Source organism: Sphingobacterium sp. UDSM-2020 (genome assembly GCF_016132525.1).
Lineage (GTDB): Bacteria > Bacteroidota > Bacteroidia > Sphingobacteriales > Sphingobacteriaceae > Sphingobacterium > Sphingobacterium anhuiense.
Window position 1 is genome coordinate 4,499,255 of the sequence record NZ_CP066166.1, and the last position, 24,045, is coordinate 4,523,299.

The 24,045-nt window shown below is 34.7% G+C and carries 23 protein-coding genes; 10 read left to right on the plus strand and 13 right to left on the minus strand.

Annotation, left to right across the window (positions count from 1 at the left end):
- The first annotated feature begins 102 nt into the window (after positions 1-102).
- Positions 103-708, plus strand: a complete 606-nt coding sequence (locus tag JAZ75_RS18890; protein ID WP_232789264.1) for a nitroreductase family protein — start codon at positions 103-105, stop codon at positions 706-708.
- Positions 709-1,056: 348 nt separating this feature from the next.
- On the opposite strand, the gene JAZ75_RS18895 is transcribed toward JAZ75_RS18890, so the two are convergent.
- The 3 genes from JAZ75_RS18895 to JAZ75_RS18905 all read right to left on the minus strand — a co-directional run bounded on the left by JAZ75_RS18895 (position 1,057) and on the right by JAZ75_RS18905 (position 4,689).
- Positions 1,057-1,905 (minus strand): hypothetical protein, encoded by an 849-nt coding sequence (locus tag JAZ75_RS18895; RefSeq protein ID WP_208697532.1) that lies wholly within the window; start codon positions 1,903-1,905, stop codon positions 1,057-1,059.
- A 277-nt stretch (positions 1,906-2,182) separates the two neighbouring features.
- Positions 2,183-2,818, minus strand: a complete 636-nt coding sequence (locus JAZ75_RS18900) for an MgtC/SapB family protein (protein ID WP_183913518.1) — start codon at positions 2,816-2,818, stop codon at positions 2,183-2,185.
- 293 nt (positions 2,819-3,111) lie between these two features.
- The gene (locus tag JAZ75_RS18905; protein WP_208697534.1) at positions 3,112-4,689 is read right to left on the minus strand and encodes a hypothetical protein; all 1,578 of its coding nucleotides are present in this window, start codon (positions 4,687-4,689) and stop codon (positions 3,112-3,114) included.
- 1,074 nt (positions 4,690-5,763) lie between these two features.
- Between JAZ75_RS18905 and JAZ75_RS18910 the strand changes: the two genes are divergently transcribed.
- Complete coding sequence (locus JAZ75_RS18910; RefSeq protein ID WP_208697536.1) at positions 5,764-6,564, plus strand: carbon-nitrogen hydrolase family protein; 801 nt, start codon at positions 5,764-5,766, stop codon at positions 6,562-6,564.
- 3 nt (positions 6,565-6,567) lie between these two features.
- Here JAZ75_RS18910 and JAZ75_RS18915 read toward each other — a convergent pair whose 3' ends face one another.
- A complete protein-coding gene (locus JAZ75_RS18915; protein ID WP_208697538.1) occupies positions 6,568-7,452 on the minus strand; it encodes a LysR family transcriptional regulator in 885 nt (294 codons plus the stop codon).
- Between the two features lie 125 nt (positions 7,453-7,577).
- Here JAZ75_RS18915 and JAZ75_RS18920 point away from each other — a divergent pair, with 125 nt between their 5' ends.
- Both JAZ75_RS18920 and JAZ75_RS18925 read left to right on the plus strand, forming a co-directional pair.
- The gene (locus tag JAZ75_RS18920; RefSeq protein WP_208697540.1) at positions 7,578-8,789 is read left to right on the plus strand and encodes an MFS transporter; all 1,212 of its coding nucleotides are present in this window, start codon (positions 7,578-7,580) and stop codon (positions 8,787-8,789) included.
- The gene (locus JAZ75_RS18925) at positions 8,782-9,297 is read left to right on the plus strand and encodes a GNAT family N-acetyltransferase (RefSeq protein WP_232789265.1); all 516 of its coding nucleotides are present in this window, start codon (positions 8,782-8,784) and stop codon (positions 9,295-9,297) included. Before JAZ75_RS18920 ends, JAZ75_RS18925 begins: the two co-directional genes overlap by 8 nt.
- A gap of 192 nt (positions 9,298-9,489) precedes the next feature.
- On the opposite strand, the gene JAZ75_RS18930 is transcribed toward JAZ75_RS18925, so the two are convergent.
- Positions 9,490-9,828 (minus strand): winged helix-turn-helix transcriptional regulator, encoded by a 339-nt coding sequence (locus JAZ75_RS18930; RefSeq protein WP_232789266.1) that lies wholly within the window; start codon positions 9,826-9,828, stop codon positions 9,490-9,492.
- Positions 9,829-10,031: 203 nt separating this feature from the next.
- Here JAZ75_RS18930 and JAZ75_RS18935 point away from each other — a divergent pair, with 203 nt between their 5' ends.
- Together JAZ75_RS18935 and JAZ75_RS18940 are read left to right on the plus strand one after the other, a co-directional pair.
- Positions 10,032-10,772: a pirin family protein gene (locus tag JAZ75_RS18935; protein ID WP_208697542.1), complete on the plus strand. Its 741-nt coding sequence runs from the start codon at positions 10,032-10,034 to the stop codon at positions 10,770-10,772.
- A gap of 9 nt (positions 10,773-10,781) precedes the next feature.
- Positions 10,782-11,234 (plus strand): cupin domain-containing protein, encoded by a 453-nt coding sequence (locus tag JAZ75_RS18940; RefSeq protein ID WP_208697544.1) that lies wholly within the window; start codon positions 10,782-10,784, stop codon positions 11,232-11,234.
- 367 nt (positions 11,235-11,601) lie between these two features.
- Here JAZ75_RS18940 and JAZ75_RS18945 read toward each other — a convergent pair whose 3' ends face one another.
- On the minus strand, positions 11,602-12,237 hold the full coding sequence (locus tag JAZ75_RS18945; RefSeq protein WP_232789267.1) for an MgtC/SapB family protein: 636 nt from the start codon (positions 12,235-12,237) through the stop codon (positions 11,602-11,604).
- 416 nt (positions 12,238-12,653) lie between these two features.
- On the opposite strand from JAZ75_RS18945, the gene JAZ75_RS18950 reads away from it, so the two are divergent.
- Positions 12,654-12,971 carry a DMT family transporter gene (locus JAZ75_RS18950; protein WP_208697546.1) on the plus strand — a complete coding sequence of 106 codons (318 nt, stop codon included), beginning with the start codon at positions 12,654-12,656 and terminating at the stop codon, positions 12,969-12,971.
- Positions 12,972-13,202: 231 nt separating this feature from the next.
- Here JAZ75_RS18950 and JAZ75_RS18955 read toward each other — a convergent pair whose 3' ends face one another.
- The 3 genes from JAZ75_RS18955 to JAZ75_RS18965 all read right to left on the minus strand — a co-directional run bounded on the left by JAZ75_RS18955 (position 13,203) and on the right by JAZ75_RS18965 (position 16,821).
- A complete protein-coding gene (locus JAZ75_RS18955; protein ID WP_208697548.1) occupies positions 13,203-13,799 on the minus strand; it encodes a DNA alkylation repair protein in 597 nt (198 codons plus the stop codon).
- A gap of 44 nt (positions 13,800-13,843) precedes the next feature.
- Positions 13,844-14,527 (minus strand): GNAT family N-acetyltransferase, encoded by a 684-nt coding sequence (locus tag JAZ75_RS18960; protein ID WP_208697550.1) that lies wholly within the window; start codon positions 14,525-14,527, stop codon positions 13,844-13,846.
- A 341-nt stretch (positions 14,528-14,868) separates the two neighbouring features.
- Positions 14,869-16,821, minus strand: a complete 1,953-nt coding sequence (locus tag JAZ75_RS18965; RefSeq protein ID WP_208697552.1) for an ATP-binding protein — start codon at positions 16,819-16,821, stop codon at positions 14,869-14,871.
- 397 nt (positions 16,822-17,218) lie between these two features.
- Between JAZ75_RS18965 and JAZ75_RS18970 the strand changes: the two genes are divergently transcribed.
- Positions 17,219-18,175 carry a CorA family divalent cation transporter gene (locus tag JAZ75_RS18970; RefSeq protein ID WP_208697554.1) on the plus strand — a complete coding sequence of 319 codons (957 nt, stop codon included), beginning with the start codon at positions 17,219-17,221 and terminating at the stop codon, positions 18,173-18,175.
- A gap of 127 nt (positions 18,176-18,302) precedes the next feature.
- Here the strand turns inward: JAZ75_RS18970 and JAZ75_RS18975 are convergent, their stop codons facing one another.
- The 3 genes from JAZ75_RS18975 to JAZ75_RS18985 form a co-directional block, all read right to left on the minus strand.
- Entirely contained in the window at positions 18,303-20,057 is a 1,755-nt protein-coding gene (locus JAZ75_RS18975; protein ID WP_208697556.1) for a CocE/NonD family hydrolase, read from the minus strand.
- A gap of 129 nt (positions 20,058-20,186) precedes the next feature.
- Positions 20,187-20,780 (minus strand): Crp/Fnr family transcriptional regulator, encoded by a 594-nt coding sequence (locus tag JAZ75_RS18980; RefSeq protein WP_208697558.1) that lies wholly within the window; start codon positions 20,778-20,780, stop codon positions 20,187-20,189.
- A gap of 313 nt (positions 20,781-21,093) precedes the next feature.
- Entirely contained in the window at positions 21,094-21,741 is a 648-nt protein-coding gene (locus JAZ75_RS18985; RefSeq protein ID WP_208697560.1) for an NAD(P)-dependent oxidoreductase, read from the minus strand.
- A 127-nt stretch (positions 21,742-21,868) separates the two neighbouring features.
- Between JAZ75_RS18985 and JAZ75_RS18990 the strand changes: the two genes are divergently transcribed.
- Both JAZ75_RS18990 and JAZ75_RS26095 read left to right on the plus strand, forming a co-directional pair.
- On the plus strand, positions 21,869-22,225 hold the full coding sequence (locus JAZ75_RS18990) for a winged helix-turn-helix transcriptional regulator (RefSeq protein WP_208697562.1): 357 nt from the start codon (positions 21,869-21,871) through the stop codon (positions 22,223-22,225).
- Between the two features lie 311 nt (positions 22,226-22,536).
- Entirely contained in the window at positions 22,537-22,668 is a 132-nt protein-coding gene (locus JAZ75_RS26095) for a hypothetical protein (RefSeq protein WP_262896128.1), read from the plus strand.
- A 269-nt stretch (positions 22,669-22,937) separates the two neighbouring features.
- Here JAZ75_RS26095 and JAZ75_RS18995 read toward each other — a convergent pair whose 3' ends face one another.
- Positions 22,938-23,636 (minus strand): hypothetical protein, encoded by a 699-nt coding sequence (locus JAZ75_RS18995; RefSeq protein WP_208697564.1) that lies wholly within the window; start codon positions 23,634-23,636, stop codon positions 22,938-22,940.
- Between the last annotated feature and the right edge of the window lie 409 nt (positions 23,637-24,045).

A 24,045-nucleotide genomic window follows, 5' to 3' on the forward strand; every position in this document is an offset into this window, starting at 1 on the left:
TATTATACATCAGTTACTATCAATTTTGACCGTTATTGCAAAGGTAAAACACTATACTTAGTTTTGCAACAATAAAAAGTATAGTTTAATTTAAATTTAAAAATGATGAGTTTTTTAGACCTTGCGAAACGTAGATACGCAACCAAAATGTATGATCCGGCGAAAAAAGTTTCGGCAGACCAAATTGAGGAACTGAAAGAGATAATACGGTTAAGTCCGTCTTCCATTAATAGCCAACCTTGGAGATTTACATTTGTTACAAACGAAGTTGTAAAAAGGGAACTGGCTTCTAAATCCTATATGAACGAAAATTCGATTAACGATGTTGGTCTTTTAGTTGTGTTCAGTGTAATGGACGATATTGAACATTTTGAGCAACGCAATATTTCCATTTTGCCGGAACTGTGGCGGACGGCTTTTTACGAACCAATTATAAAGTCGAATGGTGATATAGCCACAAAATCATGGATGGAAAATCAGGTCTATCTTTCCTTGGGCTACTTTTTGAGTGCGTGTATAAGTATGGAATTGGATGCTACACCGATGGAAGGTATTGACCGCAGTGCCTATAAAGGGATTTTAGCCCAAGATGGTTTTTCTCCGCTATTCGCTGTTACGGTAGGTTATGCCGATAAAACTGATTGGGCTCACCCGACTGTTTTACCAAAATCACGTTTTGAATTGGAAGAAGTGGTCCAATCCATCTAAAAAGATAAACAAATACCTTTAAGTTGGTTTTCAAAATGGCGTTAGCACCTTTTACATTTGTCCCCTTTTAGTTTGTTCATTTGTAAAAGGTGCTTTTATAAACCGTTTTCGTTTGAATTGCGCGATCTCTTTTTCGCAAGCTGCTTTTACGACTTGTTGTAAGTATCCTATAAATCAATTAAACAACTATCTAAACTAGAATGGTGTCTATTTCGCATTGTTTTTGAACAATTTGCTGAACGACTGTAGGTATATTGCTCGCTTGGCGACCTCTTTGTACTATTTACTAAGCAGGAGATACAGTATATTTTGTATAAATTTATATGCCTTAATGTGGGTAAATTTATTTTATGATTTATGCATATTAAGCGTCTTTGCTTTTTGATTATTTCGTCCACGATATAGAATTAGTAATTTGTTCAAACTAGATTTATCCATTGCGTAGTCATTTATTAACAGTTGCTCTATACCATTTGGATGTTCGTATGTTAAATAATGACGTATGTATTTTCCTGAACTTTCATCAATAACTTCCTCGTTTTTTATTTCATTCCAGTTGTAAAAATCTGTTGATATCGTTTTGATTCCATCGGCATTAATCGTAATTTGTGACAGTTTATTTATCATCTTCAGAAATTCTCTGATTGTAAAATATAGGCCTAAGGCTACTATAATAAACCCTGGGATATAATTATTATCCATAATTATAAAAATACCACATCCTAAAACTATTAACATAATTAACAAATGTAAAGAGCTCTTGCTTTTAGAAAAGAAGATATTTGTTTCATCTGATATAGATAGGTCGTCCTGAAATATGTCTTCATATTGAAACTTTTGCTTTAGTACATTCCACTTTTCTTTTTCTGTAGCATTAGAGATTTCCGTTTTATTAAAAATTACATCATCAGGCCAAATTAATTTTTCCTGTATTGCTCGTTTTTTAAGTTCATGTACATTTCTAACATTATCGAAAGCCCAAAGTCGCCATTTCGTGATCATTATACTCCACCAGATCCAACTAAATGCGATCGCACAAACAAAACCAATTGGTACAATCCAGAAAGATAAATGGATACATAAGTAAAAGCTAATCCCTAATGTGGTCAAAATAATAATAACGATCGGATAGTTTACCATTCGCTTTCCCTTTGATATTGCTTGATCAACGCTTACTTTATTATTCTTAATTATCATATATCACTAGTACTTTTCAAAGAAATTAGGTCTAGTAATACGCATTATTTACTAAGATTATAACCAGAAAAAGTATTTTTGACAAAGTTATTAAGATTTTTGCTAAAATATGAGCTACTTTTATCAATACAAGCAAAGGACAAACGAGAAATGTTTATGTAGTCCTGACAAAATGTTGTTACAATAGCGTTATACATTATCAATTATTTATTTGACAAACATTGCAAAGGGATAAATAATTGAATCAATCTAACATTACGATCAACTTTTTGTGTGATTAAGTGAAGCTTAAGATCTCTGATCGGTTAGCAAGTGTTTCGCTCATTTCCAATAAATATCTTTTTTTACCTGATACTTTGAAGTTTACCATTAAATGATCGTTTTCTTTTACAATTTCCATCCGTTCTACAGTAAGACCTTTTGTATTTAAAATATTTTCCAATTGCGGGATCTGATCAAAGTCAGGATTACGAAAGGTTACACTCAGGAGCTGTTCTTTTTGTAGTTGAGCAACCAGTCTTTCCACCCTGGTAACCATTAATAATACCCCAAGAGTAATTAAAGTAAGGCATAGTGCAAGCGCATGATAACCTATTCCTGCTGTCATTCCGATTGCAGCAGAAGTCCAGATCACAGCAGCAGTCGTCAAGCCACGAATAGAAATTTTATCTTTAAATATTACACCAGCCCCAATAAATCCAATGCCTGTAATAATATTTGCCGAAATTCGGTCATCAGTACCTGCACCATGCTGCGAAACTATGGTAAAAATGGTCGAGCCCAGTGAAATTAAAATTATTGTTCGAAAGCCGGCAGATTTATTTTTGTATTCCCGTTCAAAGCCAATGGCTCCTCCACATATGATAGAAATAGCCATTGCTACCATGTCATTAATTTCTACTGTAAAATCCATGCGTAAATCCTCTTATATTTATTGCTTCTTTTAACTGTTTTGGCTGTTTTTATTCAGGCTGAAAAAAAAGATTAGCTATTTTGCAAACCTGTTGACAGAGATGTATAGCAATCAAGCCCGTATTTGTTCAGAGACCCTTCGGTCAATATGGGTACAAGTAGTAAAAATTACGACCCACTTCATTTATCCATAATGATCAAATTATTTGATATCTATAGTTTACGAATATAGCTAAATCAGTTGAAGATTATATTGTGTGATAGGTTTTATTATACAACACTACTTGTATTATTTTACATCTTATTGATATGTTTTACCAGCATATTAAGGTCATTTTTATCGAGTAGATCTGGATAGATTAATTTACCTTGTTCAATTGTAGCTAAGCTATTCTTTTTATCCTTCTTGACTACTGAGTAATAGATCGTTGTAAACTTAAATGCACCGAAAGCAATCTCCTTCACTCGCTCTCTTACTTTTGGGTTGTTCTGTAGTGCATTAAGCATCAAATGATAGTACTTGATGCCTTCTTTATACTTTTCCTTTTCAAAATTCTGAATAGTTTCTAAGCCATAGAAGTAGGTTATAAAATGCTGGTAAGACATATCTTTTTTTAAGAAAGGATATGTTTCGCCGTATGCTACCATTTTTTCTACAATAGCAGCAGTAGGTGTTTCAAACGTATATTCTTGGAAAATACAATCAGAAAGAAATCCTTGTGCGATAGGCGAATTAGGATTATTTTTTAAACAATCTTCTAAAATTGGAATGGCACTTTTAAAATCCTTTGATAAAATATAACTTCTGGAGCTTTCGATCATATAATGATCCCTTAGCTCATTTAGTAATATAGTATCCTTCAGTTCATTTGTAATTTTATTATAAACCTCGCTAACATTATTTCTATTTTGTCCACGTAAAAGGTCATTACTAATCTGATTGTAGAACCTGCTTTTTAAAACGAGTTTTGCGTCTTCGCGATTTTGTAAATTAGCCAGTACAATAAGTGCATCCCAGTCCTCCAATTTTTCGATCTTACTGCGATTTACTAATTCTGCCAATATGGAATACTGTAAAAACTCATGTTTTTGAGCAGGATATAATTTATTTGCTTTGTAGAAATTTGCATATGCAGATTCGTAATTTTGGTCTTCAGCATCATACACACCTAGGTTATAGAAAGCAAGGCCAATCAGTTCTTGAAAAGAGACATTTATTTTCCCATATAAGAACTCATTAAAAGCTTTCTCGACGCCGACTTTGTTTACATAGTCTTGGTCGAGATATTTCGTTTTAATAAGATTTTGAACATATTGATTCTGAACTTTAGTATTAGGAACATATACACCTAAAGTCGGATCGGTAGTTTCAATTAAAATATTTGCATTTTCTGGAAATGCAATTACATAGACATGAGTGGGCTGTTCCTTTATCTCGTATGGAATATTAAGTTTTTCAAATATATAGGCATACAAAATTGATGCACTCACACACTGATAATTCCCATTTGAGAACATATCTTTTACAGAGGCTTTTTCTTCATATTTACGCAAGAATTTTTGATGTACTTGTTTAAATATTTGTTTAAGTTTTTTATTCGGCTTCATTTTATCCTCATCAATCCAATTTATACCTTGTATAAATTGATTAAGATCTAATATGTACGCATCGGCACCTTCTTTCGTTAATTCGGTTAGTAGTATAAGTCTTAAATAATCTTCATTAACATGAAGGTTTTCAAATAAATTCTTTTCGTCGTTAGAATGGAATGTTATAAATTTAGATTGTGCAATTATAGGTTTATAACTTGCTACGATAACAGTGATCAAAACGAAAATCTTACTAAAAAATGCTAATTTAGGCCTTTTCATGAATTTTTTTATTGTATTTCTTGTGTGAATATATTGAATTTATCTTTTCATTCTTACTGATACGATAAACTAAGTCTTAACTATATGACAGCTCAAAGTTACAAACTCTTTCGTCTAAATTATATGATATTATTTTTAAATAGGCGGACTTGCTATTTAACTATTTTACTATAAGAAAAGTGAACCATTGTATAATATACCGAAGCACTAGATTAATGTAAGTGATGTTAACACTATTTTGTCCTGTGACAAGTAAATGATCTATTGGTGTTCATAGGTGAGTTTAATGAAGAGCCTGTTACCGTAGATCGAACCGATCCTGCATGCGCCAGAAAAATTGTTAGAACGGAAATTCTTACGAGTTTGCTAAAATGAGTACATGAAATACTTTCATGTATTCTAATTCAAAAAAAAACGAAATCCAGGCATATAAGTTCGGTAGAATTTTGTAGCCATTTTTTTAAATACTGGGAATTTCGAAGGTCTCTATCATTAACAAAAAAACATATGATTATTTTTTGTTAAGAGTTAGTCTGATAGTGAAGATGAGCTGGTCAAAGTATTCTATAAACTCAAGAATATGTCTACGTTAAAGACCTTGCCACGAATCATCAATTCCGAAGTATTTCAACATTTGTTCAGTTTGCCAACTACGCAAAATTAACATCGGAGGATAAGATTGCGTACAAAGCAATTTTAATAAATAAGCGTGATGCAGAGAATATCTATTCTACTGCTCAGTGTATTGGACATGATCAAGGCTTAAAAGAAGGTATTGCCCCAGGCGAGCACAAAAAAGCTATTGAAACAGCTTTAAATTTGAAGGAGATGGTATTAGTCTACTCATTAAATTGCCAAAGCTACAGGGCTTACCAGAAAAGAAGTCGAAAAGCTTAAATAAATCAAATAAAAAAAGTAAAGGAAACCAATCTGTCAAGTTTATTGTAAAATAAGTGAAATATATTTTAACTAAAAGAGTAAAAAAGCGAAGACTGGAATAACAAAGGATGTTATTGTTAAATAGCATTAATAATAGTAGTTTTGTTCTATTTTACTTAATAGAATGAATGATGTATGAGAGTCGGTTTCTTTCAATATGCAGTTGTTTGGCGTGATAGAGATGCCAATTTATCTTATATAGAATCGAAAATAAAGAATGAGAAATTCGATCTGTTAGTGCTGCCCGAATTGTTTACATGTGGATATGCCTATGATGACAGGAAAGAATTACTTCCTTTTGGCGAAGATTTATCAAACAGTCCAACAATAAAATTCTTCACCCAATTGATGCAAAGATGCGGAGGTTACATCACCGGTAGTATACCAGAACTTTACGATGGCAAGTTGTACAACTCGTCTATCCTCGTAGGTCGAGACGGATTAGTCGCATCGTACCGAAAAATTCATGTCACAGATTATGAAAAACGAGCTTTTACGGCAGGCAATGAACCGATATGGGGACAATGCGGAGATGCAAAAGTGGGATTGACCATCTGTTTCGATGCTTGGTTTGCTCCACTTTCTTCCCTGCTAAAAAATCAAGGTGTAGCTATTATTTGCAACTCTGCAAACTTTGGCGGCGAGGTTACTCCAACCATCATTCCTATTCGCGCACTCGAAAACCAGTGCTTTTATATCAATTGCAATAGAGTAGGAACAGAATTTTTTGAAGGAGAGGAAGAAGCATATCGTGGCGAAAGTCAGATTGTTAGTCCTGACGGAAAAGTGATAGCCAAAGCTGATAACAAAGAGTCATTGCGTATTATAGATATAGACCTGGCAGAAGTCAATCATCCGGCATTTGGTAGTTTTATTACTAAAGATTTTGTGACGGAACACAATAAATATAGGGTTGAAATGTCGTGTTTAAGCTAGCGTTTACCTCATGATAGTTTTAGCAGCTAGCGTTAACATTTTTTTAAACTCTTTGACAGCTTCCGTTTCATAACTACCTTTTAATGAAATAATCTTTGCATATCTTATCAAACCCTCATCCTGGATTGCAATGGAAGCCAAAGTGGTTCCTACAACACTTGTTTTTATAAAGATACTGTACCAATTTCCAGAGTTGACGAGTCTAATCGCTGTGGGTATATCATTGACTTCAATCGTAAATTTTGGACTTAACCCTTTTGCTGAGAACGCCCTGTGAACCGTATGAGTCATATCATATCCCATTGTTGCAATGACCAAAGGAAGTTTGCAGATCTCTTCGAGGGTTATATTAGTTTTATAGGATACTTCCGTACCCGCTAATGCTGCCAGTACCATTGGACAGCTGAATAAATTTTTATAGGTAAAATAGGGGTCTATTTCGGTTTCATGAAGAGCCAAAACAAAATCCACCTGAGTTTGTTGAAGCTTCTCATACAGACTGTGGGATGGCTCATAGATAACTTTAATCTTTATTTGAGGAAATTTCTCTGTAAAGTTTATTAAAGTTTCTACAAAAAAATCCTTAAGACCATAAGCTACACCTATGGTTATCGTGCCAACCTTTATCTTTTTTAAATCTTGGAGCATCAATTTTCCATCTTCAGCTTTTCTGACACTCTGTTCGGCATATTCAGTAAATAATCTACCAGGTTCTGTTAGCGTTATTTGCTTGCCAAGACGGTTAAAAAGAGATACGTCCAATTCCATCTCCAGTTGTTTGATTTGCTGTGATAATGTACTCTGGCTGATATTTAAGCGTTTTGCAGCTTCAGTAAAACTCAGTAATTCTTGTGCTTTAAGAAAATATTTAAGTTGTCTAAGTTCCATTTTACTTGTATGATTTGCTCGTCCAAAGGTATAAAAAGTATCATTAATCCATCGAAAAAACCGATCGATGTGATCGAATAAAAACGTTTTGCCGATTTGAAAAAAGGACAGAGATTTGTCATTATATGAAATCAGCATCTCAGTCTATAGAAAGTGAAAACTTGGACTTTTTTAAAGTTCTGAATTTGGGTATAGCGCAAATCGTACTTTGGGGTGGTTCATATTTTTTACTTTCTGTCTTAGCAAAGGATATTATGGCGGAAATGAACTGGTCTTATCAGCAAGTTTATGGTTGCCTCTCACTTGCCCTATTGGTTTCAGGATTGCTGTTACCTACAGTGGGTAGAACTATACAGCATACTGATCGTCATGCTGCATTACTTTTTTCGGGATTAGTGATGGCGATAGGTTTGATCGTGATCGGCAGCTCAAGTAATTTTCTGATATTTGCTTCAGGGTGGGTGATTATCGGTTCAGCCATGGCAATGGGGCTATATGATGCATTGTTTGCCGCAGTTGGTAAGAGGTATAGTTTTAACGTAGCAAAATCACTCGTTTGGATCACTCTGGTATCCAGTTTAGCACCTTCCGTTTCTTGGATATTTACCAGCTATATTTTGGATAGTTTTGGATGGAGAAATACTTGCTATATATATGCCATATTGCTGATAATTTCTATATTCCCGATTCATCTGTATGTTTTCAAAAATAAAGAAGGAAACAAAAGCACCTTAAAAAATGAGACTTTCCAATCATCAGTCGAGCTCTTCCGTTCTAAATTGTACTATTTACTATCAGCAAATTTTACTCTTGGTTCGGTCATAAGTACTACAGTCACCATATACTTAATCGAAATATTACTGCACGGCAGGCTTGAGATGTCAATGGTACTAGTAATAATTGCTTTTTTAGGCCCAAGTCAAGCCATGGCACGAGTTATTGAGTTGATCATTGGAAAAAGGACTGCTATTGAAATGTCCTTTATTTCTACCATAATCATTTTTTTTGGTATGGTATTGATTTTTATATCACCAATACTTGCAATACCAGGAGTAATAGTTTTTGGCATAGGAAACGGGATGCGTTCAGTTTTGAGAGGAACCTTGCCATTATCGGTTTACGGGAGGGACAATTATGCCTTGATTATTGGAAGACTTGCAAGGATGCCGTTACTAGCACAAGCAACAGCTCCTTTCCTCGGAGGATATCTTATTCAGCAATTTGGTATGGTGTTTTTTTTATGTGTAATCAGTTTTATGGCAGTCGTAAATATTTTTTTAATTGCACTCATCAAACAAGCAATAGAACAGTATAAATTAATTTCAATCCATGAATAATATGAAATATTCTTTTAGACAGGCTACAGCAGGAGATGCTGTTCAAATTTGGAAAATTTTAGAAAAAGCGATCAAGAGACGAAAAGAGGATGGGAGTACGCAATGGCAAGATGGCTATCCCAATCTATCTGTTATTGAAAATGATATTAAGAAGAGTGTTGGTTACGTATTGGTGGATGATGATATCATCACTGGATATTGTGCTATTTTGATTAATGATGAACCAGCGTATGCTAATATAAAAGGAGCTTGGTTGACTAATGGTGATTTTGTGGTTTACCATAGAGTTGCAATTTCCGAAAAGTATCTTGGCCAAGGATTGGTACAGAGGATTTTACAGCATATCGAAGATTTTGCACTTAAACACAATATTGATAGCGTCAAGGTTGATACTAATTTTGATAATACGGGCATGCTCTGGATATTGCAAAAAATGTGTTATCAATATTGTGGTGAAGTTACATTCAGAGGAAGTCCAAGAAAAGCCTTTGAGAAAATTTTAAGATAAGGTAGATTAAATTGTTTTCGTAATAGCATTCCGAGGTTTGCGACTATTGCATCATGTTTGAAGAATTTATCGTGGATTGTCCCAATTTAGAGGTGCGGATATTGACCAAGCTTAAAAGAACGAGTAAGTGAAAGACCTGCCGTTTCCTTTAGTCCTTCACTAATGCCACACCGGATAAATTGGGATATTTAATTAAATACCCGTGATGACTTTTTCTCGATGCTTTTTTCCCCACTTTTGAATTGCGAGAAGCACTGGTTTCAAATCTTTTCCATATTCAGTCAGTGCATATTCTACCGTTATAGGAACCGTTGGGAAGACAGTCCGGGAGATGAGTCCGTTTATCTCCAGATCCTTAAGAGCATTTGATAGCGCTTTTGGAGAAATACCTTTTAACTCCTTTTCAAGTTCCTTAAATCTTAATTTTCCCTTACATAGACTGTATATAATGGGAAATTTCCATTTGCCACCTATTATCTCAAAAGCATCAATTACAGCCTGTATTTCAATATATTCATTTTCCTTTTCCAATGCTATACTTTTTTATAGTTACTACTGTTAAGTGTATTACTGAAAATAATAGAGCAAATATACTTTAACTTTGTTAAACAATTAAAGCAAATAAAATGGGTGTGAAGAATGATAACATGACGATGTCTTTATACACATGAATTAAAAAACGAAAACTGGATAGTGGTTATTCCAATATCTAGCTTATCTAAAAAAATAATATTATGATACAAAAAATAGATCATACTATGTTTGCCGGACATGGTCCAATAAAAGTATTATACCCTGGTCTCTCTCTTTCCCAAACGGATACAGGAATCGGCAGTATAGGTAGAATTGATCATCCCGAATTTCATGGAAATACAATTATCAGAATGCATCCCCACGCTAATGATGAAATTGTTTCCTATTTTAGATCTGGGCTTTCAGAACATAAAGATTCTGAAGGGATTGTGGAGAACATTGATAAGCATAAGCTGATGTTTATGAAAGCTGGACGATCATTTTATCATGAAGAGAAGATTTTAGGCACCGATGAACCTTTGGAAGGCTTACAGATTTTTATCCGACCTGGAAAAAAGGATTTAGAACCAAAAGTGGTATTTATGGATTTAGAATCTATTCACAGTGAGAACAAATGGCGATTATTGGGGTCACCTACAAATGAAACAGCGTTTCAATTCAGCAGTCAAAAGTGGTTATTCGATATGAAACTTCTTGCAAATCAAGATGCCACATTACCTCCATTGATAAAAGATGATCTGACTTATTTGTTATATGTATTTAAAGGCAGTGCAACCATAAATAGTGATATCCATTTACAAAAGAAAGAAAGTGTTGTCGTTAAGGATGAACAAATAAAAATTAAGGTTATTGAAGATACTGAATTAGTTCTATTTGTCACTGATGAGGAAACTGAAATCTTTAAGGGCGGTATGTACAGCGGTAATCAAGTAAAAATATAAATCAGAAAAATGGAAGGTATAAGTTTAATAAGCAAATTTGAAGGTAGAACTTTTCACATTGCTAAAGGTGAATATCGAACGATTATATCAGGTAAAGATACAAAAGGAAAATACGCTGTTATTGAAATGAACGTGCCTTCCGGTGCAGGGCCTCTGCCACATGCCCATCCTGATACCGAAGAAACTTTTTACGTAGCAAGTGGCGAGGTCGATTTCAGAACTGAAAATGGAATATTTAAAGTAAAAACAGGGGATATAATAAGAATACCTTTTGGTGGGGCAGTCCATAGTTTTAAAAACACCTCTGACCGTGCTGTAACGTTGATATGCACTGTTCACCCTGCTGGATTTGATGTAATGTTCGAAGAAATGAATGCATCAGATCCTTCAAAAGCGAGAGAAATCGGCGAAAAATTTGGTAATAAATTTTTTAACGAAGACTATTTAAATCAAAACATTTAAAAAATTAAAACGCAGTGAATTAATATAAAAGATAATATTAAGAAATCGCATCTTATAAAAAAATTCTATGGTTTGGTTAACAATTAGTCTAACGGATTTAAATTGCGTCGTTTATGATTTAAAGGTATTATATGATAAGTACAATCTTATAGTACCATGTACTTCAACGGTTGGTTGGAAAATAAGCAGGGGTAACTGTTAATAAATCATTTTCAATAGGAATTTCTACATGAAACTAAATTCCCTTGTTGAATTTCTCAATCAACCTATAAGATGCGGTTATTAAACCTAAGTGTGACAAACCTTGCAAAGGGATAAATATTTGAACCCATCTAGCGTTAACATTAACGATCAACTATTTGTGGGATTAAGTGAAGCTTAAGATTTCTGATCGGTTAGCAAGTGTTTCGCTCATTTCCAATAAGTATCTTTTTTTACCTGATACTTTGAAATTTACCATTAAATGATCGTTTTCTTTTACAATTTCCATCCGTTCTACAGTAAGACCTTTTGTATTTAAAATATTTTCCAATTGTGGGATCTGATCAAAGTCAGGATTACGAAAGGTTACACTCAGGAGCTGTTCTTTTTGTAGTTGAGCAACCAGTCTTTCCACCCGGGTAACCATTAATAATACCCCAAGAGTAATTAAAGTAAGGCATAGTGCAAGCGCATGATAACCTATTCCTGCTGTCATTCCGATTGCAGCAGAAGTCCAGATCACAGCAGCAGTCGTCAAGCCACGAATAGAAATTTTATCTTTAAAAATTACACCAGCCCCAATAAATCCAATACCTGTAATAATATTTGCCGAAATTCGGTCATCAGTACCTGCACCATGGTGCGAAACTATAGTGAAAATGGTTGAGCCCAGTGAAATTAAAATTATTGTTCGAAAGCCGGCAGATTTATTTTTGTATTCCCGTTCAAAGCCAATGGCTCCTCCACATATGATAGAAATAGCCATTGCTACCATGTCATTAATTTCTACTGTAAAATCCATTCGTAAATCCTCTTATATTTATTGCTTCTTTTAACTGTTTTGGTTTATTTTGTTAAGGCTGCAAAAGTAATTAGCTATTTTACAAACCTGTTGACAGAGATGCATAGCAGTCAAGCCCGTATTTGTTCAAAGACCCTTCGGTCAGTGTGAGTTCAAGTAATAAAAATTGTGACGCATTTCATATTTCCATAATGATCAAATTATTTGATATCTATAGTTTACGAATATAGCTAAATCAGTTGAAGATTATATTGTGTGATAGGTTTTTAATCAGCAAACAATCCCTTTTAGCAAAAGCCATCAGGCAAACCTGAATCGTATTAGGAGTGAAATCAAGTGATGATTTTTTAACATTTGCAAAATATTTGAGAATTTCTAACTGCTACATTTGTATTAAATATTTAAAAATACTTAAGATGAATTGGATAGCATTAATTTTTGCGGGCATTTTTGAAATTGGATGGCCGTTGGGTATGAAGATGGCACAGACATCTTCTATTAACAAGTTTGGATGGATTGTATTGGCAATTACAAGTATGGCAATCAGTGGTTTCCTTCTTTTTTATTCTCAGAAAACTATTCCTATTGGTACAGCTTATGCCGTCTGGACCGGAATCGGAGCATTAGGAACTCTCGTCGTTGGCATTTTATTTTTTAATGACTCAGCAAGTATCTTTAGACTTCTTTCTGCTTTGCTAATAGTTGTTGGTATTATCGGATTGAAAGTATTTTAATTCTTTTTCTATAAGAATTACTTTTTAGGAGACATTACCATGTTCTCCTTTTTTTGTCAATACTTTTTCGGCAATTGGATCTGTATCAAAAATATCTGAACAGCCAAAAGTCATGCAGTAGGTTTATTTGATATTTGCAAAATTCTTTGTAAATCAAAACGACGGTGTTTACGTCTAAAACGCGTGTGTAGGGATAAAGGAAACTATAATGATCTTATTTTAGCAGCCATCTTACTTGTAGATCAATTTCCGGATAAATACTATTTTTTTGTCCCGCGAATCCCAAGTTGAAACTTCTTGATCTACCAATTTTGTATGTTTTTTACCGATATCCCGCAACGAATTACCAATAGATTTTCGTAAGTATTCATTGTCATCTGATCTAAATTTTGCAATCAGTTTAATGGCATTTTCAGGATTCTCTTTGAAGTATGGTCTATTTGTCCAAATTCTTAACCCTTCAATAACGGCTCTTTTTACATTGGGATTGTTATCGTTGATCCATTTTTCAATTGTGGGCAAAGATTTCTCATAACCATTAGATTGACAATAATAATCAAATGCTTTGGCTAACATTTCCTGTACTCTCCAGTTAGCATCCGTTGCAACTTTAGTTTCAAGTATTTCAAGTGCTTCTGCATATTCGACTGACAACTGTCCTAAAAGATAAGCCGCCAACATTCGGATCTGATAAGCGTCATCATCCAGAAGCTTTGTTGCAAATTCCAAATGATCGATTGAAATGTCCTTTAAAATAAGATTACCTGTTTCAATGATATGTTTGAAACCATGTTCAATGCTTTTTAATTTTTCAATGATTGCATCCATTTGTTTTTAATGTAAATAATTGATTCCAACATTTTAGAAATACTTTACAAAACATGTGCATGTAATTTCCAGAAGCTTATTTTCCTTCTTGTCAAAAATCCCAATTTCTCATACAGTCTAATGGCATTAAAATTAGTATTAGCGACGTGCAGGTAAGGAATTTTGGATTCATTGAAAATCCTATTGCTAGCATGCACGATGAGTTGTTTAGCATAACCTCTTCCTGTATGTTCAGGGTGGGTCACGATTGCACTCAGTTCTGTGTAGCTCTCCATTTTCATCCGCTCTCCGACAACAGCAACAAGCTGATGATTTTTGTATATACCATAATAATTTCCCAGATCAGCTGTCATATTTTTGAAATAGCCTGGCTGCACAAGATTAACAAGCTTAAATAGATCATTCTTATGTATTTCTGTCTGAAGTTTAGTAATATCTTCGTGAATGTCCATGTCAATTCGACTGTCAATAACCATTTGATTACAGATTAATTCACTTTCCACCCGAACTTTATCAGTGATATCAGGTCTATTTCCTATTACAAAAAAACTGTCAGTAAGAGTGGCGTACTTTGCAATTCCTGATGCTGTCTCTTCATCATTCAACGCTCCTCCAAAAGGACAATAATTAGGGTCGTAAAATTTTATTTTCTCATAGTCAACTACAAAATCTTTGTGAGTTTCATTTAAGGAATACCATGCTGGATTATCTAATTTATTTATTTCCATTTTTAAATATAGTACTTACTTTTAAAAAAATATTTTCTCACTGTCATACTTTTATTTGATAAATTCTTGATTTCTCTTCCCACGGCTGATATCCTGGATCTATATATTCAGAAATCCGTATTTTGATCCCATTTCAGCAACAGCTTATTTGAGCCCATACTCTGAGTGCAATCCGGAGCCAGCTTGGTAGTGTTGGCTTCGCAGATACCTTCGGGATTTTTCGGTGGCCGCTCCCGCAATTATGAAAACAAAAACAGGAACTATATAAGAGCGTAGTGGAGTCTTTAAAGCAAAATGCAGTTAGCTTTTAACAAGCAAAACTTTTGGTTTTTCAGACTGCGTTAGGGCTTGAATGGTAAGGTAAAGGAGAATATACTTCCTTCATTTTTTACACTCTGAACCTGAATGGTTCCATCATGCAGTTCGATGATTTCTCTACAAAGATAAAGTCCAATACCGAACCCCGATATCACACCACCACTAGTTTCCTTCACGCGATAATAGCGATCGAATATCCGTTGCTGATCTTCCTCTGCAATCCCTTTTCCAAGATCTTGAACATTTACTTTTAAACTGTTATCATTGGCAGCATAATCTACTCTAATCGTCGATCTGAGAGGCGAATATTTGACTGCATTTCCAACAAGGTTATGGAGTACCTGCGCTATTTTTTCACGATCTGCATGTATCATTATTTTTCCAGGTGCTTTAAACAGAAAATGATGAGTTTTGATCGTCGACAGCACTTCATCTTCAATTTCGGCAAACAGTGATTGAAAATCAAAAACAGTTTTCATTAGATGCAGCTGACCCGAATCAAGCCTGGATACGTTAAGAAACCCATTAATCATGGTGTTCATATAATGTACCTGCTTTACAGATTTCCCCAGCATATTTTGCGACATAGGATCTTTTGTAGGTAAGTCCATCCGTTGCAATATCTGCAGATAAGCCTTAAGAGAGGTAAGTGGTGTTTTCAGTTCATGGCTTACCATTCCAATGAAATCATCTTTTCGCTGTTCCTCTTTTTTTTGTTCAGTAATATCCCTCAAGGTTCCATTTAAGCTGAGTGGATTACCATTACTGTCATAGAACACTCTTCCGTTGGCCTGCAGTAGTCTAATTTTTTTATCAACATTATTTTGAATCCGATATTCTATGAAATATTGACCATCAGAATCTTTACTTAACACGTGCTCGATGGCCAGCGAAACCCGATCCCGATCTTCCGGCAAAATAACTGCGATGGCCAGAGAAAGATCCATGTTTTTGTCCGATGAAAGTCCGAACCAACTCTTTAGAAGCGTATTTCCGGAAAAGAGATTTGTTTCAGTTTGATAGTAAAAGGTCGCGAGCTCGCCAGCATCTACTGCTAGGTTCAGCATCTGTTGATCATTTTCATTCTTCTTCCGCAGCATGATCTGCTGGGTAATTTCTTCAAGGATTACCAAAACACCTGAAATAGTACCGTCATTAGAAAATATGGGCTGATAGATGGAATTGACGATTGCCTCTCTCAATCCGCCTTTATCAAACAGCTTTACTGTAAATTCTGTGTTTATCTTAGGCTCACCACTTTGGTATACTTGTTTAAACCAATTGTTAACAGGCTGTCCACGCATTTCCGGCCGGGCACTTTCGTGCGGGTATCCAATGACTTCAGACTCCTTTCGACCCCATATTTTGAGAATCGCAGGATTGGCGATTTCAATATGATGTTCAGGCCCTTTTAACATGGCGATACCAACAGGCGCCTGTTCTATAATTGTCCGAATGTATTCCCTGCTGTCGGCAAGTTGTTTAATATATCTGTTGAGCTCTTCGTTCGTAGATGTCAATTCTTCGAGAGTCGCGGCCATTTCCTCGTTGAGCATCTGCTCTCTTTCTTCTTTAAGTTTGATCTGCTCTAAAAACTCACGGCGAGAGGTCACCTCCAGGGCCGTATTCAGTATACACCAAGTTCTATTGTTGTCATCAACAAGAGCTGTATATTCGTAATCGAAATAGTCAAGCGTCTCCTTTCCGTTCTTTATTAACTTTGCAGGAGCCGCAGAAACGGAGTACGTTTTCCCAGTCCGCCAAACCTCTTGCAACAGCTCTAAAAAAGGCTGTCCTTCCAATTCAGGTATTGCTTCTATCAAAGGTTTGCCTATGACCGAAGCATCTTTGCCCCAAACAGCCAGCATTCCTTTATTAGCAAAACGGATGATCATATTCTCACCGCTATAAATGGCTGTAGGCGAGGGTGAAAATGCCAGTGCCTGAATAATTAAATCAGAGCTAAAGGGAATCATATTTGGACTTTCTTGGGAATTCATTACAAACAAAAATATGAAAGATAATTCATTTATGTATACTGGTTTTAAAATTATGATTTTGGTGTATAGACCTATACTTTATCATTAAATCGCATGGGGGCTTATGCGTCGTAGCCTTCTTCTTGTAGCTTGATTTTTATTACTTCCTCTAAAAATAATAATCGTTGAAATTGAGGATAGCATAAAAAGAATACGTGTTAATGAACCTACCGAAGAAGTACATACACATCACTACTTGCAAAAGGCTTCTCTCAAAAACACAGGCTCTCTGATTAAATGCGAACTGAAATCTGTTATTCAAACGATTCACGAAAAAATCTACTGAAAATAGCTTATTTTTAGATCTGTAATAATGCTAAACATTTATTCAACTATGATTGAGCTAATAAGTATAGACAGTAAGAAATATAGTGTTAACAGTATAGATGAAATCACAGGTGATTTATCGGATTTTATCGTTATCCAATTCCATGATTATAATCCGACAGATATTGATTGGCTTAAGCAAAATTTCGAGCTCGATTTTGCGATCATGTCTCACTTTGAAGATATTGAGATCAGTTCACATCTTTTGGAAATCGAAAATCAGATTTCCTTTCATTTTTCTATTCCTTACTATAATTTAGAAGGGAAAATGATTGAAGAGCCCGTATTTATTATTATTTCTTCCGGAAGAATATTTTTATTTACTAGTTCTACACTTGATAAATATTGGGCCGAAATATATAGTACCAAATTGCTAGATCTACAGAAACTGGTAAATTTTAACAAAAGCATTTTTAAGTTTCCTTTCGAATTTATATCAGATTATTACGCTGATATTACCGAAAATCTTGCGAAGAAGATTAAAGTATTAGCAAATAAAGTCCTGATAGAAAATGTATTTACGGATCAGGATATGAATCTTATCACAACCTATAACTTTAACAATCTTCTTATTAAAGAAGCGGTAAATGAAGCGACCCGTATATTCAGACTTTGTAAAAAAAGTGATTTTGGTAATACGGAATTCATCAAAGCAGTACTCGAAACAGAGTTGGAGGATCTCCTAGTCGTTTCCGATTATATACAATTCAACCTTGAGCGACTTCGGGATCTTAGAGACCATATTAATAATAAAATTGACCTTGATCAAAACCGCATTTTTAAAATTCTGACCGTTGCAACCATCTGTATTGCATTACCCACGCTTGTTGCAGGAGTTTATGGGATGAACTTTGAAGTGATGCCCGAGCTAAAATGGATATACGGTTATCCTGTCGTCATCTTAGTTATGATTCTCTGTGCTATTATACCTTATTTTTATTTCCAGAAAAAGAAATGGCTTTAATACGCTGTCAATTATTAAATTATTGACAGAAACGAATTTTGTGTATATCAAGATTATTTTAAAATGTTTTTTTTATCAAGAAATAACGCCATTCTACAAAATAAATGACGTTATTCCAAGCAAATGCCTATCTTATTATAGGCATTTGCAGATAGCTGGCATACTGACCACCGGTGTGCAAGATATGTGTTCCCTTATTATTTGAAATACAACCAGGAGTTCCTGGCATAATAGAGCCAATCTCATCTTTACTGCTTATCATCACCCGTAGCGTATCACCTGCGTAATATATCATTCCGATTGGACTCAGTACGATCTCCAATGCTACAATTTCTCCTGCACCAAGTTTTTCTACCCGGTCAAAACTGTATGCAGGCACATCGTCAGTAGATAAAAATGGGTCCAAATGTCTATATGAAGCTCGCAAACGACCACTTGGTCCTTTATAACGTAGGGCAGAGGCACCATCCTGGGTAAAATCTTGTAACGCGGCATTACGGTTAGGAACCACAAATTCGCTCAGGACATTACCCAATTTGTCTATTTTTTGTACCCAAACAAATACATCCATATCATTCGCATTTTCAACCTCCATAAACAATTTAACTTTTGGATAGCCAATAAACGTGGTATCTTTTTCAAAAGTAGTCTGGAATGAAACCCGACATGGCAAAGCCTCAGGAAAATAACGCAATGGTAGCTCTTCTGCGTCTGCAGTCAATTGTAAAGTTCTTGTTCTACCGCTCATATAGTAACGCAACATTTCCGACTCCTTGGGCGGGAAAGTTGCAGTAACTAATCCAGTTTGATTATTTCCCTGTAAGTCTAAAAGCGAATAACGTACTTGAGGTGTTTTTTCCCATCCATTTTGTTTTCCCATTAAGTAGTGGTCAAAAAAACGACGAAGCTCTTCTGTAGATTCCGGATTGTAATAATCAGGCCACTCCTGGCTGTCGTGTATGCGCAACCATTTTTCGGTAGACCCTATGCTTCGCCAAGATCGAAAAGTTCCCATAGTATGTAAGGTGTTGGAGTAGCTGGCCACAATATATGCCGGAATAGTTATTCTAGATACGTCAGCTATTTTATCCTCCCACAAATCACAGTTTGCTAATGGATGAGTCTCCATTTCGGCAACCATATCTTCGCGTCTAGCACCCGAAGCACTTACATGATTTACTTGTAGACGCTGAATAAAATTAGGATCAGGAATTCCACCTATATAGGCTAAATCGCGATATGCGTCCTGCAATCCTTCAGTAGGGCTTATACACGTCAGGTGGGGAGGTTGACCGGCAGCGATAAACCATTGGGAAAAAGCGAGGTAAGAAGTCCCTGATAAAGCAGTTTTCTGGTTAGACCAATCTTGTTCAGCTAACCATTCAATCAGATCATAGCAGTCCTCAGCTTCCTGAGATCCGATCATCGTAATATCCCCTTCACTATGTGCTATTCCGCGTGCATCTGGGTTACATACCGCATATCCGTATTGCACCCAATAAGCTGGATCCGGTGCTTCAAATTTTGTTAGACCCGAATTCCATCCATTTCCCATTCCAAGCATATTGAATAAATTAATATAGCGGGGAGCCGTTCCGGCACTTTTTCCGTAAGGGCTCCAAGCAATCAGCACAGGAACCTTTTCGACAGTAATAGGTAGAAAGATATCCGTATAGATAGTAACGCCGTCACGCATTTTTACTGGTATATCTTTCAAATATCGAATATCACAATCAAGCGCTTTAAAGCCAGGAGCTATTTGCTCACCTTTTTTTAAAATCGTTTCTTTTGTTGCAAATGGACTTAATACACCATGCTCAATCCCATTGTCAATGTATTCAAAAGCAGGTGTGAAAACCATTTTTTCTGTTATTTTATTCATAGCCTTAGCAATTTAACTGTTAAGAAATGATGTCGTTATATATTTACGACTTTATTTCATTACAAAATTAAACTGTTGAAAATGAACAGTACTTGAATTAAGACAAGAAATAGACGGGTTAGAATAAATTTATTTTTTATTTGCTTTTCGCTTTAGTTTGCTGAACCATTCGGGAGTGATTCCCATAAAACTGGCAATATCTTGTGAATGAAATCTTTTAAATATAAATCCATATTGCATCAAAAACCATTGAAAGAACTCAAAACTGGAAAGGGCAGTGAGATGATTCTGAATGATGTGATGTGTCTGGAAATAATCAATCATATTCATGAAACTGGTTTTAGCTATAAAAGGATATTTCTCGATACAATATAAAGCAAAATCTCTTGTAAATTCTATCAGTTTTGCATATTCATTCGCTTTTATGTAGTAAGATAAGTCGGAACCCGCTATATTTTCAAAATTATTTCCGATCATCGGAAAAAGAGTTTCGGTATGAAACATCGTTGCGCGATTTGCACCCTCTGGTGTTACAATAAACCGTACCAAACTACCATTGATTAGTACAAAAATACGGTTTCGCTTAGCCTGTTCCGAAAAAAGTATTTCACCCTTTCTAAGTTCTGTCAATAATGCATTCTTTTGTAGCTCTTCCAGAAATTCTTCATCAAGTTGATTTTTAAATTTTAGTCTAATTTGGTCTATAATTTCTTCAGAAAGCATATGAGAATTAGTTAATTGATGTGAATGGTGCTGATACAGATGTGATTTAATATAATAGTCAAGATATCGTATTTTTTAAGATTAAGCAAATTTCATGCACATTTACGTCATTTTATTTACATTTTGCAATTGTATGTTCCATACTCACCCTAAGCAGCGGTGGCGGTTACAAAGCACTATAAGCTAAACCTGAAAAAGGCCTAATTTATATTAGACCCTTACTTGCACAGCAATTTTTATATTTAGTATCGTTTCCTCTTATTTAGATTGTTTTTTAAGCAATTGGATTTATTGATTATACATCTTCATTTAATTAATATGCCGCAGTAAATATTGTTTGATTGTACTTAGGTGATTCAATTTCATCGGCTATGACCACAGCAACATCTTCAACAGAAATCATACTTTTCCCTTTATCATTGGATATAGGATGAAGTATACCATGTCGGTATTGCCCTGTTCGACCTGTTGTAATGCCTGGATGCATTTCAAGCGCAGGACTAAAATAAAGCCAATCGAGAGACTCTTCTTTCTTCAATATGTTTAAATAATCCCTTGCCGCAAGCGCAACTGGTCTAAACATTTCAGGAAATTCATCAGTATCGACGGCTTGTAAATTATCGGCGACATATAGGCTTCCCGCTCCACCAATCACTATATAGCGTTTCACATCTGCTAATTTAGCAGCCAGTTGTATGGATGTTGAGCCCTGAATAAAATCTTCGTACATATTGGGGTTATTCCAGCCAGAACTAAAAGCACTGACTACAATATCAAAGCCTTTTATACGATTTGCTAATTCTTCTGTATTTCTGACATTTAAATTCACAAATGTTAGATTGTTATTATTTGAATGCTTTTGATGATTTGAAATACCTATAACCTCATGGTTTCGATTCACCAGCTCATTAGTGATATTACTACCTACGAAACCTGTCGCTCCAATAACTGCTATTTTCATTTTTTAATATTTTTAATGTTCTATAATGTTGTAAATATAGAGCAGTATAATTTACCGAATGTTATTTATTACCTTTTGGTAACTAATTACTAAATGGTAACTATATTTGAAAATATATATTCAAAATATGGATAAGAACAGTATTAAACTATCTGAGCATTGTAAAATGTCAATTGTTGGCATAAAGGATGTTCAAGATATCATGGGCGGGAAGTGGAAATATTTGATTGTGACTACCTTGTTTTTTATAGGGAAGTTGCGTTTTATGGATTTGAAACGCCACGTTGACAATATTGCACCAAAAGTATTGTCAAAAGAATTAAAAGATCTTGAGATAAATAATTTAGTAACAAGAACTGTATGTTCTACGAAACCTATAACTGTGGAGTATGAACTCACGGAGTTGGGTAAAAGTTTAAGTACTATTATTGAAGCGATGGGCGAATGGGGAATAAAGTATCGTAAATCCGTTTTAGGAAAATAAAAGCTTATTGGACATGATTGAGGTTTAAAAGAAGGCTTAAAGGAAGGTATTGCTAAAGGCGAGCACAAAAAAGCCATTGAGACAGCTTTGAAGCTAACCTAGATGGGGTTATCGGTAGAACAAATTGCTGAGGCGACAGGTCTTACTATCGACGAGATCGAAAAACTGAAATAAATCAAATAGATCAAAAAAAATAACAAAGAAAGCCAATCTGATAAGGATGGCTTTCTTTGTTTAATACCATCTAGAAGAGAGAAATCCTGCATTATTTTGATCATAAATCCGCAACCGCTTTTATTGGAGTCAAAGCTTTGAGAGAAGTAGGATCGAGTTTTGTTAAGTTTGCTTCGCAGATCCCTTCGGGATTCTTCGGTGGACGCTCCCGCAATTATGAAAACAAATTTAAAGCAATGAATGAAAGAGAGGAGGGCGGGGCAACTTAACCGATAAATTTATCAAGAAAGTTCAATCATAATCACATTAAAGAGCCCATCTTCAGTATTATCATTTTGCGTAACGATATGGCTATAAACGCAAGTGCAAATATTTAACAATGCACATATTATTAGGTATTTTGACAAACTAATTGAATAGGCATTTATCTAAAATAGTCGACAATTTCGTAATTCCCGTCGTGATACTTTTCCAGTAATTCTTTAATATAATATTTATGTTGCACCCCTGTTAATATTACTATTTTCTTTCCTTTATGCTAGTAAGCTGTTCTTATAATATTTATTGCCATTGAATTATTTCTTAAATCCCAGAAATTACACCAAAGTTTATAACCCTCTCGAAATGAAATCCTTTGTCCATCAGGTTTTGTAACGAAACGTTTTGAGAAAATAATTTCAGAGTCAGTGATTTTGGTTAACGAATGGTGCTGGATGTGCTGACGATCCCTATTTATTGAATCAAATTCAATAGAGTTTAAAGCCTTAAATCCCTTTTTAGAAAATTCTATCAGCGATTTATTTGCATCCAAATATTCTTTATAAATTTTGGTGTTTTCCAAATTCAATAAATTTTTGTTGTATAGGCTATCGATAAGCGTAATCGTTAAATTATCTGTCGGGGTCATTCCATTCGCTCTTCTGTAAGCATTTCTTCCTTCGAATTCAAATGGTAGATTTAATGTCTTGGGATATTTATCCAAATATTTTATTGAAGCGTTTTGTTCATTTGAATTTGGCTTTACGTCTTCATGATACGCCGCTATTTGTTCACTATCGTTTTCTTGTAGTAGAATATCAGGTTTTATTTCATCTAAAAGTTCGAAAAGCATTTCAGGATTTAGAATATTCGAACTTTCATGCACTGTACCAATTATGTATAATTTAGTCTTATCAGAATTTTGACCAAATAGCGTATTAATTGATAAACTAAATAAAATTAAAAATAGGTATTTCATCTTTTAAGATTTTAGGAATTATATTTACGGCAAACACTCACATATACCATAATGCGTATTAATATTTATCAATAAATATTAAATCTAAATATAACTTTCCATCTTTTATAATTTCTATTGATAATAAGATAGATAAGTTATCTAAATTTCAGGCTGATAAAATGTGTTGGAAGAAAACGAATTTAGTTCATCTGCTGTTTGGGCACTTAAACTTTGACAAAGTATAAGCATGATAGATATTAATTTTTTCATTTATAGTATATCTAAAGCTAATATTATGGTTTGTCAATATATAAAAAGTTCTATAAATGGACGTTCCACAATATACTCAATCATCCTGAATTTGTAAAGACCGTTAAAAGCAGAGCATAGCTAACTTTTAGACAAGAACACGCCGCTACTAGTCGAA

Excerpts from the sequence above, each read along its gene's own strand:
- JAZ75_RS18890 (WP_232789264.1), top strand. The coding sequence starts at position 103 with ATGATGAGTTTTTTAGACCTTGCGAAACGTAGATACGCAACCAAAATG.
- JAZ75_RS18895 (WP_208697532.1), bottom strand. The coding sequence starts at position 1,905 with ATGATAATTAAGAATAATAAAGTAAGCGTTGATCAAGCAATATCAAAG.
- JAZ75_RS18900 (WP_183913518.1), bottom strand. The coding sequence starts at position 2,818 with ATGGATTTTACAGTAGAAATTAATGACATGGTAGCAATGGCTATTTCT.
- JAZ75_RS18905 (WP_208697534.1), bottom strand. The coding sequence starts at position 4,689 with ATGAAAAGGCCTAAATTAGCATTTTTTAGTAAGATTTTCGTTTTGATC.
- JAZ75_RS18910 (WP_208697536.1), top strand. The coding sequence starts at position 5,764 with ATGAGAGTCGGTTTCTTTCAATATGCAGTTGTTTGGCGTGATAGAGAT.
- JAZ75_RS18915 (WP_208697538.1), bottom strand. The coding sequence starts at position 7,452 with ATGGAACTTAGACAACTTAAATATTTTCTTAAAGCACAAGAATTACTG.
- JAZ75_RS18920 (WP_208697540.1), top strand. The coding sequence starts at position 7,578 with ATGAAATCAGCATCTCAGTCTATAGAAAGTGAAAACTTGGACTTTTTT.
- JAZ75_RS18925 (WP_232789265.1), top strand. The coding sequence starts at position 8,782 with ATGAATAATATGAAATATTCTTTTAGACAGGCTACAGCAGGAGATGCT.
- JAZ75_RS18935 (WP_208697542.1), top strand. The coding sequence starts at position 10,032 with ATGATACAAAAAATAGATCATACTATGTTTGCCGGACATGGTCCAATA.
- JAZ75_RS18940 (WP_208697544.1), top strand. The coding sequence starts at position 10,782 with ATGGAAGGTATAAGTTTAATAAGCAAATTTGAAGGTAGAACTTTTCAC.
- JAZ75_RS18945 (WP_232789267.1), bottom strand. The coding sequence starts at position 12,237 with ATGGATTTTACAGTAGAAATTAATGACATGGTAGCAATGGCTATTTCT.
- JAZ75_RS18950 (WP_208697546.1), top strand. The coding sequence starts at position 12,654 with ATGAATTGGATAGCATTAATTTTTGCGGGCATTTTTGAAATTGGATGG.
- JAZ75_RS18955 (WP_208697548.1), bottom strand. The coding sequence starts at position 13,799 with ATGGATGCAATCATTGAAAAATTAAAAAGCATTGAACATGGTTTCAAA.
- JAZ75_RS18960 (WP_208697550.1), bottom strand. The coding sequence starts at position 14,527 with ATGGAAATAAATAAATTAGATAATCCAGCATGGTATTCCTTAAATGAA.
- JAZ75_RS18965 (WP_208697552.1), bottom strand. The coding sequence starts at position 16,821 with ATGATTCCCTTTAGCTCTGATTTAATTATTCAGGCACTGGCATTTTCA.
- JAZ75_RS18970 (WP_208697554.1), top strand. The coding sequence starts at position 17,219 with ATGATTGAGCTAATAAGTATAGACAGTAAGAAATATAGTGTTAACAGT.
- JAZ75_RS18975 (WP_208697556.1), bottom strand. The coding sequence starts at position 20,057 with ATGAATAAAATAACAGAAAAAATGGTTTTCACACCTGCTTTTGAATAC.
- JAZ75_RS18980 (WP_208697558.1), bottom strand. The coding sequence starts at position 20,780 with ATGCTTTCTGAAGAAATTATAGACCAAATTAGACTAAAATTTAAAAAT.
- JAZ75_RS18985 (WP_208697560.1), bottom strand. The coding sequence starts at position 21,741 with ATGAAAATAGCAGTTATTGGAGCGACAGGTTTCGTAGGTAGTAATATC.
- JAZ75_RS18990 (WP_208697562.1), top strand. The coding sequence starts at position 21,869 with ATGGATAAGAACAGTATTAAACTATCTGAGCATTGTAAAATGTCAATT.
- JAZ75_RS18995 (WP_208697564.1), bottom strand. The coding sequence starts at position 23,636 with ATGAAATACCTATTTTTAATTTTATTTAGTTTATCAATTAATACGCTA.